General features: G+C 58.2%; 15 protein-coding genes and 1 pseudogene. 10 read left to right on the top strand and 6 right to left on the bottom strand.

Annotated features, from left to right (window positions below):
• Positions 1–9: 9 nt before the first annotated feature.
• From ACO6VM_RS07955 to ACO6VM_RS07945, 3 genes and pseudogenes are all read right to left on the bottom strand, one after another.
• Positions 10–852 (bottom strand): annotated as a pseudogene (locus ACO6VM_RS07955) (IS5 family transposase).
• 208 nt (positions 853–1,060) lie between these two features.
• Positions 1,061–2,344, bottom strand: a complete 1,284-nt coding sequence (umuC, locus tag ACO6VM_RS07950) for a translesion error-prone DNA polymerase V subunit UmuC (RefSeq protein ID WP_422403039.1) — start codon at positions 2,342–2,344, stop codon at positions 1,061–1,063.
• A complete protein-coding gene (locus tag ACO6VM_RS07945) occupies positions 2,328–2,759 on the bottom strand; it encodes a LexA family protein (RefSeq protein ID WP_125463400.1) in 432 nt (143 codons plus the stop codon). Before ACO6VM_RS07945 ends, umuC begins: the two co-directional genes overlap by 17 nt.
• Before the next feature lie 219 nt (positions 2,760–2,978).
• Between ACO6VM_RS07945 and ACO6VM_RS07940 the strand changes: the two genes are divergently transcribed.
• From ACO6VM_RS07940 to ACO6VM_RS07925, 4 genes are all read left to right on the top strand, one after another.
• A complete protein-coding gene (locus ACO6VM_RS07940) occupies positions 2,979–3,755 on the top strand; it encodes an SOS response-associated peptidase family protein (RefSeq protein ID WP_422403038.1) in 777 nt (258 codons plus the stop codon).
• 473 nt (positions 3,756–4,228) lie between these two features.
• Positions 4,229–4,471, top strand: a complete 243-nt coding sequence (locus ACO6VM_RS07935) for a CopG family ribbon-helix-helix protein (RefSeq protein ID WP_422403054.1) — start codon at positions 4,229–4,231, stop codon at positions 4,469–4,471.
• Between the two features lie 465 nt (positions 4,472–4,936).
• Positions 4,937–6,103 carry an AAA family ATPase gene (locus ACO6VM_RS07930; RefSeq protein WP_422403037.1) on the top strand — a complete coding sequence of 389 codons (1,167 nt, stop codon included), beginning with the start codon at positions 4,937–4,939 and terminating at the stop codon, positions 6,101–6,103.
• Positions 6,100–6,594 carry a hypothetical protein gene (locus ACO6VM_RS07925; protein WP_422403036.1) on the top strand — a complete coding sequence of 165 codons (495 nt, stop codon included), beginning with the start codon at positions 6,100–6,102 and terminating at the stop codon, positions 6,592–6,594. Before ACO6VM_RS07930 ends, ACO6VM_RS07925 begins: the two co-directional genes overlap by 4 nt.
• Before the next feature lie 227 nt (positions 6,595–6,821).
• Here the strand turns inward: ACO6VM_RS07925 and ACO6VM_RS07920 are convergent, their stop codons facing one another.
• Positions 6,822–7,070: a hypothetical protein gene (locus ACO6VM_RS07920; RefSeq protein WP_422403035.1), complete on the bottom strand. Its 249-nt coding sequence runs from the start codon at positions 7,068–7,070 to the stop codon at positions 6,822–6,824.
• Between the two features lie 274 nt (positions 7,071–7,344).
• On the opposite strand from ACO6VM_RS07920, the gene ACO6VM_RS07915 reads away from it, so the two are divergent.
• Positions 7,345–9,153: an NACHT domain-containing protein gene (locus tag ACO6VM_RS07915; RefSeq protein ID WP_422403034.1), complete on the top strand. Its 1,809-nt coding sequence runs from the start codon at positions 7,345–7,347 to the stop codon at positions 9,151–9,153.
• A gap of 303 nt (positions 9,154–9,456) precedes the next feature.
• On the opposite strand, the gene ACO6VM_RS07910 is transcribed toward ACO6VM_RS07915, so the two are convergent.
• Complete coding sequence (locus ACO6VM_RS07910; protein WP_422403033.1) at positions 9,457–9,588, bottom strand: hypothetical protein; 132 nt, start codon at positions 9,586–9,588, stop codon at positions 9,457–9,459.
• Between the two features lie 527 nt (positions 9,589–10,115).
• On the opposite strand from ACO6VM_RS07910, the gene ACO6VM_RS07905 reads away from it, so the two are divergent.
• Positions 10,116–10,364, top strand: coding sequence for a hypothetical protein (locus ACO6VM_RS07905; protein WP_422403032.1), 249 nt, complete (start codon positions 10,116–10,118; stop codon positions 10,362–10,364).
• Between the two features lie 155 nt (positions 10,365–10,519).
• Positions 10,520–10,789, top strand: coding sequence for a DUF3077 domain-containing protein (locus tag ACO6VM_RS07900; protein ID WP_125463394.1), 270 nt, complete (start codon positions 10,520–10,522; stop codon positions 10,787–10,789).
• A gap of 93 nt (positions 10,790–10,882) precedes the next feature.
• On the opposite strand, the gene ACO6VM_RS07895 is transcribed toward ACO6VM_RS07900, so the two are convergent.
• Positions 10,883–11,860 carry a tetratricopeptide repeat protein gene (locus ACO6VM_RS07895; RefSeq protein ID WP_422403031.1) on the bottom strand — a complete coding sequence of 326 codons (978 nt, stop codon included), beginning with the start codon at positions 11,858–11,860 and terminating at the stop codon, positions 10,883–10,885.
• Between the two features lie 265 nt (positions 11,861–12,125).
• Between ACO6VM_RS07895 and dusA the strand changes: the two genes are divergently transcribed.
• From dusA to ACO6VM_RS07880, 3 genes are all read left to right on the top strand, one after another.
• On the top strand, positions 12,126–13,133 hold the full coding sequence (dusA, locus tag ACO6VM_RS07890; RefSeq protein WP_422403030.1) for a tRNA dihydrouridine(20/20a) synthase DusA: 1,008 nt from the start codon (positions 12,126–12,128) through the stop codon (positions 13,131–13,133).
• A 277-nt stretch (positions 13,134–13,410) separates the two neighbouring features.
• Complete coding sequence (gene tal, locus ACO6VM_RS07885; RefSeq protein WP_258645869.1) at positions 13,411–14,337, top strand: transaldolase; 927 nt, start codon at positions 13,411–13,413, stop codon at positions 14,335–14,337.
• Positions 14,338–14,530: 193 nt separating this feature from the next.
• On the top strand, positions 14,531–16,390 hold the full coding sequence (locus ACO6VM_RS07880) for an alkaline phosphatase D family protein (protein ID WP_422403029.1): 1,860 nt from the start codon (positions 14,531–14,533) through the stop codon (positions 16,388–16,390).
• Positions 16,391–16,448 lie beyond the last annotated feature (58 nt).

The following is a 16,448-nucleotide window of genomic DNA, read 5'->3' as shown; positions in this document are numbered from 1 at the left end:
AGGCAATGCCTAGACTCTGTCTGAACAAAGCCGTCGCATACACCGCATGACGCAAGCCAGCGAGACCATTGCGGCATAACTTTTTGCGAGCTTTTCGAAGCGCGTGACGATTCGGCGGTTCTCTTTTAGCCTGCCGAACATGCGTTCGATGATGTTGCGCTGTCGATATTTGGGGCGATCAAACAGTCTCGGCAAGCCGGGTTTGGGCTTGCGTTTCATTGAGCGCAGCGGAATGACCGGCTGCATCCGATATCGATCGCAGTAACGGCGCAAGGCCTCGGCGTCGTAGCCTTTGTCAGCCAGCAACCATTTGCATCGCTTGCGTGGACGACCACGCTGGTTTGTCGTGATGCTGACATCATCAAGCAACGGCTGGGCATAGCTGATGTCGCTGGCTTGGCCGCCAGAGAGAAGGAAGCGCAACGGTATCCCGTTGGCGTCGCAGAGCATATGGATTTTGGTTGTCAGGCCCTAGAGCGTGATCGGCAGGCTCGTCAGGCCCCCTTTTTTCCGCGCTCCAAATGAAGCACGGGTTGCTCGAACAGCGGTCGAATCGATCCTCCAGGTGTGGGGATCGATCAAGCCTTTGTCATTGAGTCTGAGGTGCAATCGTCTGAGCATCTGATCGAATGCTCCGCGGTTTCGCCAGAGTCGGAAGCGATGATAGACCGTTACCCAAGACCCGAAGCGCTCGGGCATATCCCGCCAGGCTGCTCCTGAGCAGAGCACCCAGAGCACACCATCGAGCATCAAGCGATCACTGCTGCGGGGCCTGCCCCTGACGTGGGCCGCCGTAAAGAGGTCGGCGACCACTGCCCACGCTTCATCCGAGAGTTCATAACGCTTTGCCATCACAGAATTCCTTTCCGTAGATAGCCGGCGACTGTTCAGAACCCAGGCTGTTCCGAGGCCACATTTCAGTTTCTTGGGATTTCAGACAGAGCCTAGTAAGGAGCCGACGGTAGTTTTTGCGAAAGCCCTACCCGGCCCGGCCTGGCTCGACTCTATGACCACTTGGCGCCGGTGAATCAGTCTGCGGCGGCCCGCACTGTGCAGCAACTCACCGCGACCCCACCGTCCACAACTGCTCGATCCGCGTGGTATAGGACGGGCTCATCATCGCCCGGCGCATCCCCCACTCGGGCACTGCGGGCACGCTGCCGGCCCTGAGCGTCCCCCGCCCATAGCGCCCGTTGACCTCGTCCAGTACCGACATCAGCCGGCCACTTGCCAAGGGCTGGCCCTGCGCGAACAGGTCATCGCTGAACTCCCCCGGCTGGCGCAGATCCAGCAGCAACACCTCGGCCTTGCTGTAGCGGTAACCGGCCCGGTAGATCCGCGCCACTGCCTCGGTCGCCATCCGCGTCAGCAGCAAGGTGTCGTCGCTGGGGTAAGGCAGCTCCACCAGCACGCCCTGCACGTGGTGGCGCTCATCGGGGTTGAACAGCCCGGTGCGGATGCTCACCCGCATGCGCTTGCACAGCGAGCCCTGGGCCCGCAGCTTCTCGGCGGCGCGCCCGGTGTAAGTGGCCACCGCCTGCTTGATCGGCGCCAGCTCGGTGAGGCGCTTGCCGAACATGCGGCTGCAGCAGATCTCCTGCTTCGGCGGGTCGGTTTCCTCCAGCGCCAGGCACGGCGTGCCGGTGAGCTCCCGGGCGGTCTTCTCGACCACCACGCTGAATCTTTCGCGCAGCAGCCGCGGGTCTGCCAGGGCCAGGTCCATCGCCTTGCGGATGCCCAACTCGGCCAGGTGCGCGGTCATGCGCTTGCCGATCCCCCACACCTCCTCCACCCCGGTGTTGCGCAGCACCCAGTCGCGCTTGAACGGCTCGCAGATGTCCACCACCCCGCCGGTTTGCGCCTGCAAGCGCTTGGCCATGTGGTTGGCGAGCTTGGCCAGGGTCTTGGTGCGGGCGATGCCCACCCCCACCGGGATGCCGGTGCAGCGCAGCACCCGGGCGCGGATATCGCGGCCGAACTGGGTGAGGTTGCCCGGGATGCCAGTGAAGTCGGCAAAGCATTCGTCGATGGAATACACCTGCACCGCCGGCACCATCGACTCGATCAAGCCCATCACCCGCTCGCTCATGTCGCCGTACAGCGCGTAGTTGGACGAGAACGCCAGCACCCCGTGCCGGCGCAGCTTGTCGCGGATCTGGAAGTACGGCTCGCCCATCCGCGCGTAGGCCTTGGCCTCGGCACTGCGGGCGATCACGCAGCCGTCGTTGTTGCTCAGCACCACGATCGGCGTGCGCGCAAGGTCGGGGCGGAACACCCGCTCGCAGCTGGCGTAGAAGCTGTTGCAGTCGATCAGCGCGAACACCGGCTCAGGCATTGGGGTCATGGCTGCGCACACTGAAGGTCACCACGCCCCAGATCGCCAGTTCGTCGCCTTCGAGGATGTAGCGCGGCGGGTAGCGCGGGTTCTCCGAGCGCAGCGCCACCTCGCCACCGACCCGGTGCAGGCGCTTGCACAGCGGCTCGCCGTTGACCGCCGCGATGACGATATGCCCGTGGCGCGCCTCCAGGGCACGGTCGACGATCACCAGGTCGCCGTCGAAGATCCCGGCGCCCTGCATGCTGTCGCCGTCTATCCTGACCAGGTACATGTGCGGCGCACGCAGGTTGAACAAGTCGTCCAGTGACAGCGGTTGCTCCATATGGTCCGCCGCCGGTGACGGGAAGCCCGCCGGTACGCGAAACAGGTAGCGTGGGAGCGAAGCACTCCCACACGCGATCGGGCCGAGGATGGCGGTCATGACGCAGCCTTGAAATAAACTGTATGTATATACAGTTAATGGTGATTCCAGGCGCCGGTCAATTTCGGCGTAGGAAATTTCGACAAATGGAAACCCCGGCGCATTTCCCAGGCTCAAAAGGTCAACGTGGGAGCGGGCTTGCCCCGCGATCACCGGCAAAGCCGGTGCCATGCCCCCCAAAACCCCAGCTGCATGCAACGCCCAAAAATGGAGGCCCCCATGTGCGGACGCTTCGCCCAATACCAAGGCCTAGCCGACTACCTGCGTGAACTGCAGGCCGAGCAGGACGTGGTCAGCGGCTACGACAACCATCCCATCGCCCGCTACAACGTGGCCCCCGGCAGCCGCGTGCTGGTGCTGCACAACGCCGAAGACGGCTTGCGCATCGCCCCCTGCCACTGGGGTTGGGCACCGTTCTGGGCCAAGGACAAACGCCCCGCGCCGATCAATGCCCGGGTCGAGACCGTGACCACTGGCAAGTTCTTCAAGGCCCTGTGGCCCCAGGGCCGGGCGCTGGTGATGGCGGATGGGTGGTACGAGTGGGTGGCCGATCCGTTGGATGCAAAGCGCAAGCAGCCGTATTTCATCCGTCTGAAAAGTGGCGCGCCGATGTTCATGGCGGCGCTGGCCGAGGTGCGGCCGGGGCTGGAGCCGAACGAGGGGGATGGGTTTGTGATCATCACCGCGGCCAGTGATGCGGGGATGGTGGATATTCATGATCGTCGGCCGCTGGTGCTGGGGGCGGAGCATGCGCGGATGTGGATTGATCCGGAGTTGTCGGCTGTTGAGGCTGAGCGGGTGGCCAGGGAGCAGTGTTTGCCGGTGGAGGCGTTTGAGTGGTTTGCGGTGGGGCGCCAGGTGGGGAATGTGCGCAATGAGGGGGCGGAGTTGATATTGCCGGTGGTGGGGGCGGTGGTTACGGCGCGCACAGAGATACCGCGTCATGCCAACAAGGCGGACAGCGGTGATGCCACAGGCATGACTGGCCCGAAATAGATGTGGGAGCTGGCTTGCCAGCGATGCGCCGCGCGGGCGGCGCTCGATTTCATAGGCGCTGCAAACCTGTCGCCATGCACCTAGTGGCCCACATGCGACCTCAAGGCAGGCGCCTGGAAATGACACCGCTGGTTTTGTTGAGTCAGCATTCGGTAATGGCCGCCATGTGCATGTCAGGGTATTGGGGTGAGGGCCACCAGGTGCTCGCCGGGAATTTTGCAGCGCTCTCAAGATCGAGCGCCGCCCGCGCGGCGCATCGCTGGCAAGCCAGCTCCCACATCTGTTTCGGGCCAGTCACTCCTGTGATTGCACCGCTGTCCGCCTTGTTGGCACGACGCGGTATCAGTGTGGGCATCGCAACCACTGCGCCAGACTCAAGGCATGCACCGACGCAGGCGCCGCCACTTGCGCAGGATTACCGCAGTAGGAACAGATTTGGCGATGACCGGTCACCGTCCGACGCCGAGGTTGCCATGACCAGAACAACGTTGAACCTTCCGGAAGATCTTTTCGACGCTCTCGCTGAACTTGCCAAAGCCAACGGCGTGAATGCGAGCTGTCTGGCAATGCATGTTCTGGGTGACTACATCGAGCAGGAGAAATCACTGACCGCGCAGATCGAGCAGGCGGTGGAGGAAGCCGAGGACGGTGGATTCGCGACCGATGAGGAAGTCGTGGCATTGCGTGCACGGCGCTGGAATTGGAATGCGGGTTGAGCAGCGTTTCCAGCCACCTACCTGCGCCTTGGATCGCTGCCAACACAAACAGCAATGAGGCTTGAGTGCTGAAGCGTCCCGCCGCTTCAGCGTGGCACCGATGATGGATTGGGTAGGCCTTTCCTCAAGACCCTGTAATCATTGGCTCACAGCAGCCGTGATATTTCCGTGTACCTAATCTGTACCAACCTAGGCGTGGTCCTCCTAAAATCGGTCAGAGATTCGATGTAAGAAGCGGCGCCAAGCAGAGTCGAGATGGCCGCCAACCATTCCTAAACCCGTTTTAGACGCGCCCTCCAGACCCATTTCGACAAATAGTTTTGACGCTACCTGGACGCGCTTAGCTCACGAACAATGTGAATCCTTGCCCACCTGCGATCACACCCGTGCAGGGCTAGCTTTCTCCCCCTCCATACCTTATGCTGATTTCACGTCATTTTTGACGCGAAATAGGGTTAAGGTGAAATGATCTATTCTTTTGGAGCTCGTAATTTTTTTTCTTTCAAAGACGATTTCACAATCTCCTTTGAGTTAAATTCAAAAGTTCCGAAGACTGTGACACTTGGAAAAAAAAACAGTACTGTCCTAGGTATTAAAGGTGCAAACGCATCTGGCAAATCGAACATCCTGAAAGCACTTCGTTTCATTTCCAGCTTCGTAAGTAACTCTTTCTCTGAAGAAGAAGACGCCGGAATTCGCATCAAAAGCTTCTTCAATAACTCTAACCCTTCCGACTTCTACATAGACTTCTTAAGCGAAGGCATCAGATATATCTATGAGCTTTCAGCAACAGAGGACGCTGTCGTAAGAGAGGCAATTTACAAGAAAGTCGCAAGAAAGACATTGATCCTTGAGAGAAAGAATAACACCCTGAAATATAGAGTATCCGAACTCGCCTCACTAGACCTCATAACACTAAAAAGTAATGCCTCAATCGCGGACACTGCTCGACACTACCAGATAAAGGATCTAGGTGACGACCTAAATAATATCTGTAAATTCCTCGCAAAAGTAAGAGGAAACGTCGGCTCGCTCGGCATGTACGATGACAAAACCGCATATGACCACACCAAAGTTTCCGAATACTACTTCAAAAACCCTAGTGCGCTTGAATTTGCGAAAGATATTATAAAGAATGCAGACCTAGGCATCCACGACATTGTTATTCACGAATCAATGGATGAAGCCGGCAAGAAAAAATACTTCCCTATATTTCATCACGACAGTGACTTAGACGACATTGATTCGAAATGGCTTACATATTGGCACGAATCTGATGGCACCACGGCGCTGTACCGCCGACTCTTTCAGTACAACTCCATCCTAAAAAAAGGCGGCACACTAGTTCTTGATGAGCTAGATACCAATTGGCATCCTGCTCTCCTACCCAGAATATTGGACCTTTTCATTGATCCCTCAACTAACCCGTTCGATGCCCAGCTGATCTTCACGTCGCACAACCTAGAGATTATGGATTATCTTGGAAAATACCGAACCTACCTCGTGAGCAAAGAGAACGGGGAAAGCTACTGTTATCGTCTGGATGAAATCCCTGGTGACATAATACGAAACGACCGTGCAATCTCAGGACTTTATCGCGAGGGCAAGCTTGGTGGCGTACCTAAGCTATGAAAAAGTTCAATAGCAATTCTAAAAAGACACGTTTTCTAGAAACCTTTCCAGCTAATAGCATCCACAGCTCTGACATCGAGACAAGATTTAAATTTAATTTTTCATATTTTGATGACTCTCAAGAGCACTGCACCTCCTTTGCTGACCTCGCCCCAGGCGAGCTAGCTTTAATAGTTAATAAAATCAAAGATTTCACTAGGCAGGACTTGATTTATTGGCGTAACAGAAGATGCGGAGGCGGCGGACTAAAAATCTTAGCCGACTATGGCTCATTCCCTATTAAAAGTAATTTTAAGCATCCAAAGTACGTACCTCATGACGTGAACTGGTGCAGGTTTCGCTTGGACAATATGGCCCGACTCATAGGATTTACCATACCAGGCAAAATCCCTGACAAAGAAGGCATAGGCGCAACAGCATACGACAGAAATACTTTCTATCTTGTCTTCATAGATCTTAATCATAACTTTTACATAACGGAAGAACGCTAATCTTATAAAAATCAGGTTAAAACATGGACGACCACCCATCCGTCGGCATTATCTCTCACCTATTCTACCACCTGCCTGACGCCCTAAAAATATGGGTAGAGCTGATTACGGATTAGGATTTTAACTCGCCCGCTACTAGCTGTAGGCCAGTATAACCGAACACTTTGGCTTTAACGGATGGTCCGTTTATGACCTGAGACGATCTAGAATCCTCCCTAAAAATCACACTAACACGAAGCATGTTCATGGATGAAAAGCATTGACAACCGTGGACGCACTTGAGTTATTGCTTTAAATAAATTTGCCATCAGCGCTGGAAGAGCTTTCGCTTTGGGGGTTTCATCATCAGTCTGCACTGAGCCATGGCTGTTCTTGGCAGCCCCATGATTGCCAACGATTACGAATGTACCTGGGTCGAGGCGATCACCCAAATAGCCGATAATGGCGGCCACCAGCACAATCAGCCGAAATGGCATTGCTGCAGGTCTCGCGAGGCTTCTCAGAGCCACTGCGACATAGCGCCGAGTCTTACGGAATTTTTAAGGAAGGCTGGACGCATAGGATGGCCAGGTGCGACTATTCCTAATCATGCACTCCTTCACATAATTAAACTGCCCAGCCGCGAGCCGATGTCGGTAATGTCCGACATTGACAGCCATGTGATTTATCGCAACAAAGCTGGAGTAGGCGAAGCACTATTACCCCCATGCCACCACCGGACTTATTAACAACTTTATAACAGGAACCTATATGGTAGAAGCCAGCAGTTCAAGCACCGTAATTTTACGTCTCTCAGCTCCCGTGCTAGCCGACATCTACAATAAGGCGAAGGGCCAAATCCAGAAGTCTCTTGCTAAGTGGTCAACCCAGAACGGAATCAAATCTGCCTCAGCTCAACTGTCACGTCTCGACAAAGTGAAGACCATATGGTCTCCCGAGAAGGAAATATCACTGCGCAAATTCTATCACACCTCTTCGATCCGGACCGAACACAAGAAAGTTGCTGTAAATTCAATTGAAGACCTTCCTCCTGGAAACCTAGTAGTAGAAGGTATCGTCGGGCAAGGAAAATCCATCTTCATGAGACATTTGGCCCTATCAGCAATAAGTTGCGAGACCAAAACCGTCCCCATTCTTATTGAACTACGCGACATCACAGAAAAAAGAACGTTAACTGATTGCATCACCGCAGCCCTAAAAAGCCTCGGAATAGAAGCAAACCCTGATGTTCTAGACTATCTCTGCCGCTCTGGAAAGATAACCCTCATACTAGATGGCTTTGACGAAATACCCAGCGACTACATTTCTCGGACCCTAGTGGAAATCAACGAGTTCTCTTATATCTACGATAAGATGAAAATTATCATTTCGAGCCGACCGCGCAGTAGCATACAGAATGCGACCGGCTTTTATGTAATACAGCTCGCAGATATCGCGCCACAAGAATACGAATCGTTCCTAGCAAAGCTTATACCAACCTCAACTAAACGATTGGAAATTCTAAACGCACTGGATGACTGCCACGAAAACATTAAAGGAGTTATTTCCACACCCCTAATGCTAACTTTGATAGTCATGATATATCAGACTCAAAAAGACATACCAACTACTTTATCCGGCTTCTTTGAAAAATTGTTCGGAGTGGTTTTCAGCAAACACGACAAACTCAAAGCAGGCTTCAACAGGCAGCACAACACAAAGCTTTCCGAAGACGAACTTAAAGAGCTGTTCGAAATATTTTGCTTCATGGCAGTTTATAGTCGCATTGGCCGATCCATGACAAGCGAGGAGTTCGACAGAGTATTTTCTTTGTCATCTCGATACAACGCAAACCTAAAATGCAAAAACTCCGACTATCGCAAAGATATCATAAATGTTGCCTGCTTAATGCTAGAAGAAGGCTTGGACACAGTAACATTCCTACACAAAAGCATTCTTGATTATTACGCTTCAGCCTTCGTAAGAAATTTATCAGACTCCAAGGCTGCAGAATTTTACGAAATGGCGTTCTCGAAATTTGACCAATGGCAACATGTCCTGCAGTTCCTCAAAGAAACTAACGCCGCACGATTTGCTAAAGAATACACTCTAAAAACCCTACCACAAACAGTAAGCGAACTTAGCTCCCTACTTGAAAACCGAAATGATTTAGAGCTAATCACATACATCAATAAGCTAGCACCAGGGCTAAGTGTTTCTTTTGACGAAAGCGGAGTCAGAGAAGTAACTCGCACACGCATGCGCGCTAACGAACTACACTACGACATCCTAATTATACTTCATCAAGCGCTGTTACATCAATGCAGAGCTGCCTCACAAGCTCACATCACCAGAGCCGCTAGTCGAGTTGGCCTAGATAGACAGGGTCGAAAAACGGTTGTAAAAATCCCTTTCCACATAGTCATCTCAGAGTTCGGAAACAATAGCATTTGGGAAATGTTGACTGGCGTCGAAACCAGCGCATATGCGAGGCTTGACGAGGCCAAACTACTTCTTGACTGCGAGGACGAAAAAGATCACTTCCTTGACACTCTTTTCGCCGCAAAAAACCAAATATGATTTAGAATGCCCGCCACAAAACTCATAGCCAATCAAAATATTACAGCACGAATGGATACATATATTGAGCGGGACTTATGCGGACCGCCGAAGATCCTTATCTCACCCCAATTGTGCTGGACTATTAACGTAAAAAAGGCGCCCAAGCCCCATATAAAAAGGGTTTGGGCGCTTTTTTGCACCTGCTGGCAAGAAGGCAAAAGGGCATAGAGGGGCTTAGAATGGCGATCGGTTTGTCCCATGGTAGCCACGGGCTCGGCGGGCCGAACCGGGGGTGACGCATCCGCGCGGCCCGCCTATTTTCTACTGGATGACTTCGCGCACGTAGGCCTGGAAGGCCTTCAGCGCGACCACTGCTCGATCGACTTCGTCGGTGATGGCGACTATTCGTCGGACATGCGCGAGGTCAAGCTGGGCGCGTAGGGTTCCATCCACCACGCCTTCAGGGCCGGCGGGTACTCGCACCCCACCGCCACAACCCTGGACGGCAACGGCTCCGGCGTCGACCAGTGACAGCTACAGGTCAGTAGTTGTAAGTCGCGCGGGCAGACCTGAGCGTGTTCAGCATCCAAAACGCAGCACAAGCGCACTCGCCCCTGACCTCGTCATATCCAAGCAAGACTCAGTGTTCGCAGAGCCAGAGAGTGTCGAAAGTGATCAACGACAATCAGACTTAACCCCTTCCTTGTAGTCCATTTCCCAAACATACTCTTGCCGCCTTTTTTCCGTTGCGGTCGATCTAGCAGGCCCCTAGTCTCGGCGAGTCGTTGCACATCAACGATACAGCTTTGACAGGCTGTGACGGTAAATCGTGTATGGCTCGTCCTCTATGGCGGCTGTACGTGCGGGCACGCTTGCGTGCGCCGGAACTTTACGATTTCCGCCGGTCTGTCAACCCACGTACAGCTGCCACCCTTCTGTTTGACAGCAGGCAGGTGGTCGCACGCCAGAGGAAAATCGTGATGCTAAAGATCGTCCCCGATCCACCCCACAACCACCACTCCCTCGAAGACACCCTCGTCCAGGCCACGGAGTACGCCCTGTGCGCGCAGGCCGTAGCGCATCAGGCCATTTCGGTCCAGCAGCCCAAGTCGCCCGCGTCGATTCTGATCATGGCGTTGATGCATGAGATCGAGGCGCTGCGGGTGCTGCTCGAGTCGGCGTTGATTCAGGTGCAGATGCCGCAGCTGGAGCGCCGGGCGTTCCACTAGGCCGTTGGTCATGTGTCGCCTGAGCTGGCGCTATCGCGGGGCAAGCCCGCTCCTACGCCACCCCCAGCCCGCAGGGTTATGCCTGCATCCGTGGGAGCGGGCTTGACCCGCGATGGGGCCAGCCCAGGCATCGATCATTTCAGGGAGAGTGAGCAATGAACACAGACGACACCACGCCCCGCACCACTGCGGGCAAAACCAAGTTCTACCAAGGCGAAGGGATGACCGCCCCGCTGTTCTGCATCGAGCCCGGCATCCCCTGCCAGCATGCACGGGACCAGGCCTCGGAGCTGATGGGCTGCGTGCGCGACCTGACCATCGCCGGGATCATGGAGGAAAAGCCGCAACTGCTGTGGGCGTCGTATTACCTGAGCGCCCTGGCCAAGGCGCTGATGGATGATGCGGAGCTTGGGATGAAGCACTGAGGCCTTTGTTGCCTGGCCTGGCCTGTTCGCCGGCCAGGCCGGCGCCTGCAGCAGGGCGTTGGTCCGTTGGACAGGCCGGCCAGTGCCCGAGGCTCAACCGCCGAAAAGGCGAGGGCCAAGGATAATCGGGGCCACGATATCAGGGGGTCGCGTGCCCGCAGGCACCATGTAGGGATCATCCATCGGCAGCTTGTCCAAGATCCTCAGCACGATCTCATCAATCTGCGAGTCGCCGCTACTCTCGAGAAGCGCGACGGTGGGACGACCCTGCTCTGCCGGGAACCGATACAACACCGTAAGCCTCATCGCCTCGGTGTAGTTGAAGTTCTTGAACGACGCCCCGCGTCTGACCTGCAGGCTCTGAAGGCTCATGAACCCGCTGATCCAGAGCTGGTTGTACTTCTCCACCTGCGCGGCATCCAGCGACATACCGTTGGCCAGCAGCGTACGCATGGCCACCCACGCGGGGTCACGGAATTTGCGGGTCATCCACATGTACAGGTTCAAGGCGCCCTGCACATCCTGCGACCCGCCCTTGCCCTGCTCCATCAACCCACCCAGCCCCACCACACCACCTGGTCCGGCCTGCCTGTAGAGGGCACGCGCCCGCACGAAGTCGACCGGCTCGCCGATACCGTCACGCGCCATGCGGCCCAGCTCGGCGTAGGCAGTGGGGTCGTTGGGGGCGGCTTGCAGGTAAAGCATGCGGGCGCGGTACAGGTCCTGGGGCACCCCGTTACCGACTTCGTAGAGGGTGCCCAGCAGATGCTGGCAAAGCGCATGGCCTTGCTCACTGGCCATCGTGACCTGCCGTACATCGTCCGGCCGGGCAGTTCGGTGGTTCAAAACGCGGTAACAGGCTTTGGATTGGTCATCGCGGTGGCTGAAGTCGATGGTTCCGAGTGCCCCGTACAGGTTGCTGATGCCATCGAGGTAAGTCTCTATGGACGTACGGGGTTGCGGTTTGAGGTAGGCCCTAAGGTATTCGTCGTCGCCCTGGCCCAGCATTTCCAAGGACTGACAAACGCCGGCGGTGGCCATCAGGGCAATGAATGTGAGGTAGCGGATCATGATCTGGCGGTGTCCATACGTGTCATGGGGGCGATCCATCAATGTTGCGCGGTGCGCATGCTAGCAGGGGCAGCCAAGGCGAGTCATTGCCGGTGAAGCCCATGGCCATCATGTTGCGCACACAGCAGAGTGCTGTTGGGGTGAAGGTTCAATGTCGATCGGATCGGACGAATCCACCCGCGCTTGGTAAACTGGCGCTCATCTACCTTCCCATCGCCTGCCAGCGGCCCGCCGCCTGGCTCCGTCGAGTGCGTGCCCCAGACTTATGCCATCACAAACCGCCACCTCCCCTGCCCTGCGCCCTGAGCCGTCCCGCCGTTTCAGCGTTGCGCCGATGATGGACTGGACGGACCGCCACTGCCGGTTCTTCCTGCGCCTGCTGTCGAAAAACGCCCTGCTGTACACCGAAATGGTCACCACCGGCGCGCTGCTGCACAACGACGCCCAGCGCTTCCTGCGCCACGACGACTCCGAGCACCCGCTGGCCCTGCAACTGGGCGGCAGCGTGCCGGCGGACCTGGCGGCCTGTGCGCGACTGGCCGAGCAGGCGGGTTATGACGAGGTCAACCTCAACGTCGGCTGCCCCAGCGACCGGGTGCAGAACAACATGATCGGCGCCTGCCTGATGGGCCACCCGGCGCTGGTGGGCGATTGCGTCAAGGCCATGCAGGATGCGGTCGGTATTCCAGTGACGGTCAAGCACCGCATCGGCATCAACGGCCGCGACAGCTATGCCGAACTGTGCGACTTCGTTGGCCAGGTGCGCGATGCTGGCTGTCGCAGCTTCACCGTGCATGCGCGCATCGCCATTCTTGAAGGGCTGTCGCCCAAGGAGAACCGCGAGATCCCGCCGCTGCGCTATGACGTGGCGGCGCAGTTGAAAGCGGACTTCCCGGACCTGGAGCTGGTGCTCAACGGTGGCATCAAGACCCTCGAAGAGTGCCGCACGCACCTGCAGACCTTCGATGGGGTGATGCTGGGGCGCGAGGCGTATCACAACCCCTACCTGCTGGCCGAGGTTGACCAACAGTTGTTTGGCAGCGAGGCGCCGGTGGTGAGCCGCAGCGAGGCGATGGAGCGGCTGCGGCCTTATATCGTCGCGCATATGGAAAGCGGCGGTGCGATGCACCATATCACCCGGCATATTCTCGGGCTGGGCCAGGGCTTCCCGGGGGCGAGGCGCTTCCGGCAGTTGCTGTCGGCGGATATTCACAAGACCGACACGCCGCTGGCGGTGCTGGACCAGGCGGCGGAGTTGTTGCAGGGGCGGTGAGGGAACCTGGGGTGGGGTTTTGCATCGAAGGCTTAGCCTTTAATGCAACCTCGGGCCATCAGGCCCGGGGCTGCTGCGCAGCCCATCGCGGGGCAAGCCCGCTCCCACGAAGTGGACTGCTCCCAAAAGTAGGATACCAATCCAACTCTTGGGAGCAGTCCACAGACAGCGTGGGCGCGAACGTGCCGGCGATGGGCCCCGATCCGTATCCGGCGGGCCTTGAGTGGCCGCCGGGGCTCGGGTAATGTCGAGTCATTGCACAGGACAGAGCACGCCCATGACCTCCAAGCTGGAACAACTTAAGCAGTTCACCACCGTGGTCGCCGACACCGGGGACCTGGACGCCATCACCCGGCTCAAGCCGGTCGATGCCACCACCAACCCGTCGCTGCTGCTCAAGGCCGCTGCCATCCCGGGTTACGCCGACCTGCTGAAAAAGGTCAAGGCCGAGGCCAAGGGCAATGTCGACCTGGCCTGCGACACCTTCGCGGTGGCCGTGGGCGCGGGCATCTTGCAAGCCATCCCTGGGCGGATCTCCACTGAAGTGGATGCGCGCCTGTCGTTCGACGAGCCGGCACTGCTGAAAAAGGCCCGCCTGCTGATCGAGCTGTACGAAGCCTCCGGGGTTTCCCGCGACCGCGTGCTGATCAAGCTGGCCTCCACCTGGGAGGGCATCCGCGCCGCCGAGAAGCTCGAGAAGGAAGGCATCCAGACCAACCTCACCCTGCTGTTCTCCTTCGCCCAGGCCCAGGCCTGCGCCGATGCCGGCGTGTTCCTGATCTCGCCGTTCGTGGGGCGCATCTACGACTGGTACAAGAAGAGCACCGGCAAGGACTATGTGGGCGCCGAAGACCCGGGCGTGCAGTCGGTCACGCGCATCTACGACTACTACAAGACCAACGGTTACAACACCGTGGTGATGGGCGCGAGCTTCCGCAATATCGGCCAGATCGAGCAGTTGGCCGGCTGCGATCGCCTGACCATCAGCCCGGAGCTGTTGCAGCAGCTGTCGGACGACCAGGGCGAGCTGCCGCGCATTCTCAAACCGGGCAACGCCGGTGAGGCCAAGCAGCAGTTGAACGAAAGCCAGTTCCGCTGGGCGATGAACGAGGACGCCATGGCCACCGAGAAACTGGCCGAGGGCATCCGCCAGTTCGCCCGCGACCAGGAGAAGCTCGAGAAGCTGATGGCAGAAAAGGCCTGATACATATCGGGTTTGCCAAGCGGGCGGGAAGTGCGCAGCATTTTCCGCCCGTTTTGTTTTGCCACCCTGCAAAGCATTTGAATTCAAGGGCCTCTTCGCGGGGCAAGCCCGCTCCCACAGGATTAATCCTGTGCTGTAACTGTGGGAACGGGCCTGCCCCGCGAAGAGGCCAGCCAAGCCCCCAGAGCCGTCGATGACCTCCCGCGCCCCACTGCCCCTTGTTCTTGCTGGCCCGGTACTGCGCCGCCTTGAACCCCAACGCCTGGCCATCTGGCTGGTCGGCTCGCAACCGCTGCTGCCCGAATTCGTGCTCGGCTACCCAGGCATCACCCCCAGCCTTCACTGCACCACCCTCGCGGTCGGCGCACGGGCATTCGTGCACCTGCTGGACATCCATTTCGACCAAGCGCTGCCCTGCGACATAGCGCTTGAATACGACCTGCTGATCAACGGCCAGGGCATCAGCGACTGGGCGCCACACCTGCTCTACCCCGGCACCACCCGGCCAGATTTCGTGCTGCGCAAGCGCCTCGACCAGGTACTCCACGGTTCATGCCGCAAGCCGCACCACCCGGCGGCCGACGGCCTGCTGTGCGCCGACCGCCTGCTGGCCGCCTGCACCCAGCCGCAACAGCGCCCCGCCGTGCTGTTGATGACCGGCGACCAGGTGTACGCCGATGACGTCGCCGGCCCCATGCTGCGGGCCGTCCATGAACTGATCGAGTGCCTGGGGCTGTTCGACGAGCCCCTGGAGGGCGCCGTGGTCGACAGCGGCGCGGCGCTCTACCGCCACCCGGCCTGCTACTACCACCGCGCCGACCTGCTGCCGGCCCAGCAGGGCAACGAAACCCTGCGCGAGCGCTTCTTCGGTGGCAAGCGCAAGCCGATCTTCTCGTCCAGCAATGCCGACAACCACCTGGTGACCTTCGCCGAGGTGATGGCCATGTACCTGCTGGTGTGGTCGCCGACGCCGTGGGCGCTGGTGCGGATGGACATGCCGGCGGACCTCACCGAGCAACGCCAGGCGCGCTACCGGCACGAGCTGCCGCTGATCGAAGCGTTCGCCGATGGCCTGGGCCAGGTCGCGAGGGTCATGGCCCACCTGCCCTGCCTGATGATCTTCGACGACCACGACATCACCGATGACTGGAACCTCTCGGCGCAGTGGGAACAGACCGCCTATGGCCACCCGTTCTCGCGGCGCATCATCGGCAACGCGCTGCTCGGCTACCTGCTGTGCCAGGGCTGGGGCAACGACCCGGATGCCTGCGCGCCGCTGATCGAGCAATGCCAACGCTTTGCTCAGCAGCGCACCACCCAGGATGAACTGATCGGCGAGCTGCTGCGCTTCCAGGGTTGGCAGTATGCGCTGCCCAGCAACCCGCCGCTGCTGGTGCTGGACACCCGTACCCGACGCTGGCGCAGCGAAAGCAACCTGGGCAAGCCGTCTGGTCTGCTCGACTGGGAAGCGCTGTGCGAGCTGCAGCAGGCGCTGATCGACCACCCTTCGGCGGTGATCGTCTCGCCGGCGCCGATTTTCGGGGTCAAGCTGATCGAAGCCGTGCAGCGGGTATTCAGTGCGCTGGGCTATCCGCTGCTGGTGGATGCCGAGAACTGGATGGCCCACCGCGGCGCGGCACAGGTGATCCTCAACATCTTCCGCCACTCGCGCACGCCGGGGCATTACGTGGTGCTGTCGGGCGACGTGCATTACTCGTTCGTCTATGAAGTGCTGATCCGCCACCGCCAGCGCAGCCCACACCTGTGGCAGGTGACCAGCAGCGGCATCAAGAACGAGTTCCCCCGGCGCCTGCTGGATGTGCTCGACCGGCTCAACCGCTGGCTGTATTCACCGCGCTCGCCACTCAACTGGTTCACCAAGCGTCGGGAGATGGAGGTGGTGCCACGGGTGCCCAGCCATAGCAAGGCCGGTGAACGACTGTGGAACAGCGCGGGGCTGGGGCAGGTGTTTTTCGATGAGCAGGGGCGGCCAGAGCGGGTGTATCAGCTCAATGCCGATGGGGCGGCGGCGACCGAATTCATCCAGGGCTGAAACAATCGCGGGGGGGGGACGCCCCCCCACCCAAGCGTGGGGAAGGGGTTGCACCGCG

Origin of the sequence: Pseudomonas sp. GZD-209 (assembly GCF_049310485.1) — a bacterium.
In the GTDB taxonomy this organism is placed as follows: Bacteria; Pseudomonadota; Gammaproteobacteria; order Pseudomonadales; family Pseudomonadaceae; genus Aquipseudomonas; species Aquipseudomonas sichuanensis.
The sequence above is the reverse complement of the archived record's forward strand: the minus strand, read 5'-3'. Positions and strand labels throughout refer to the sequence as shown.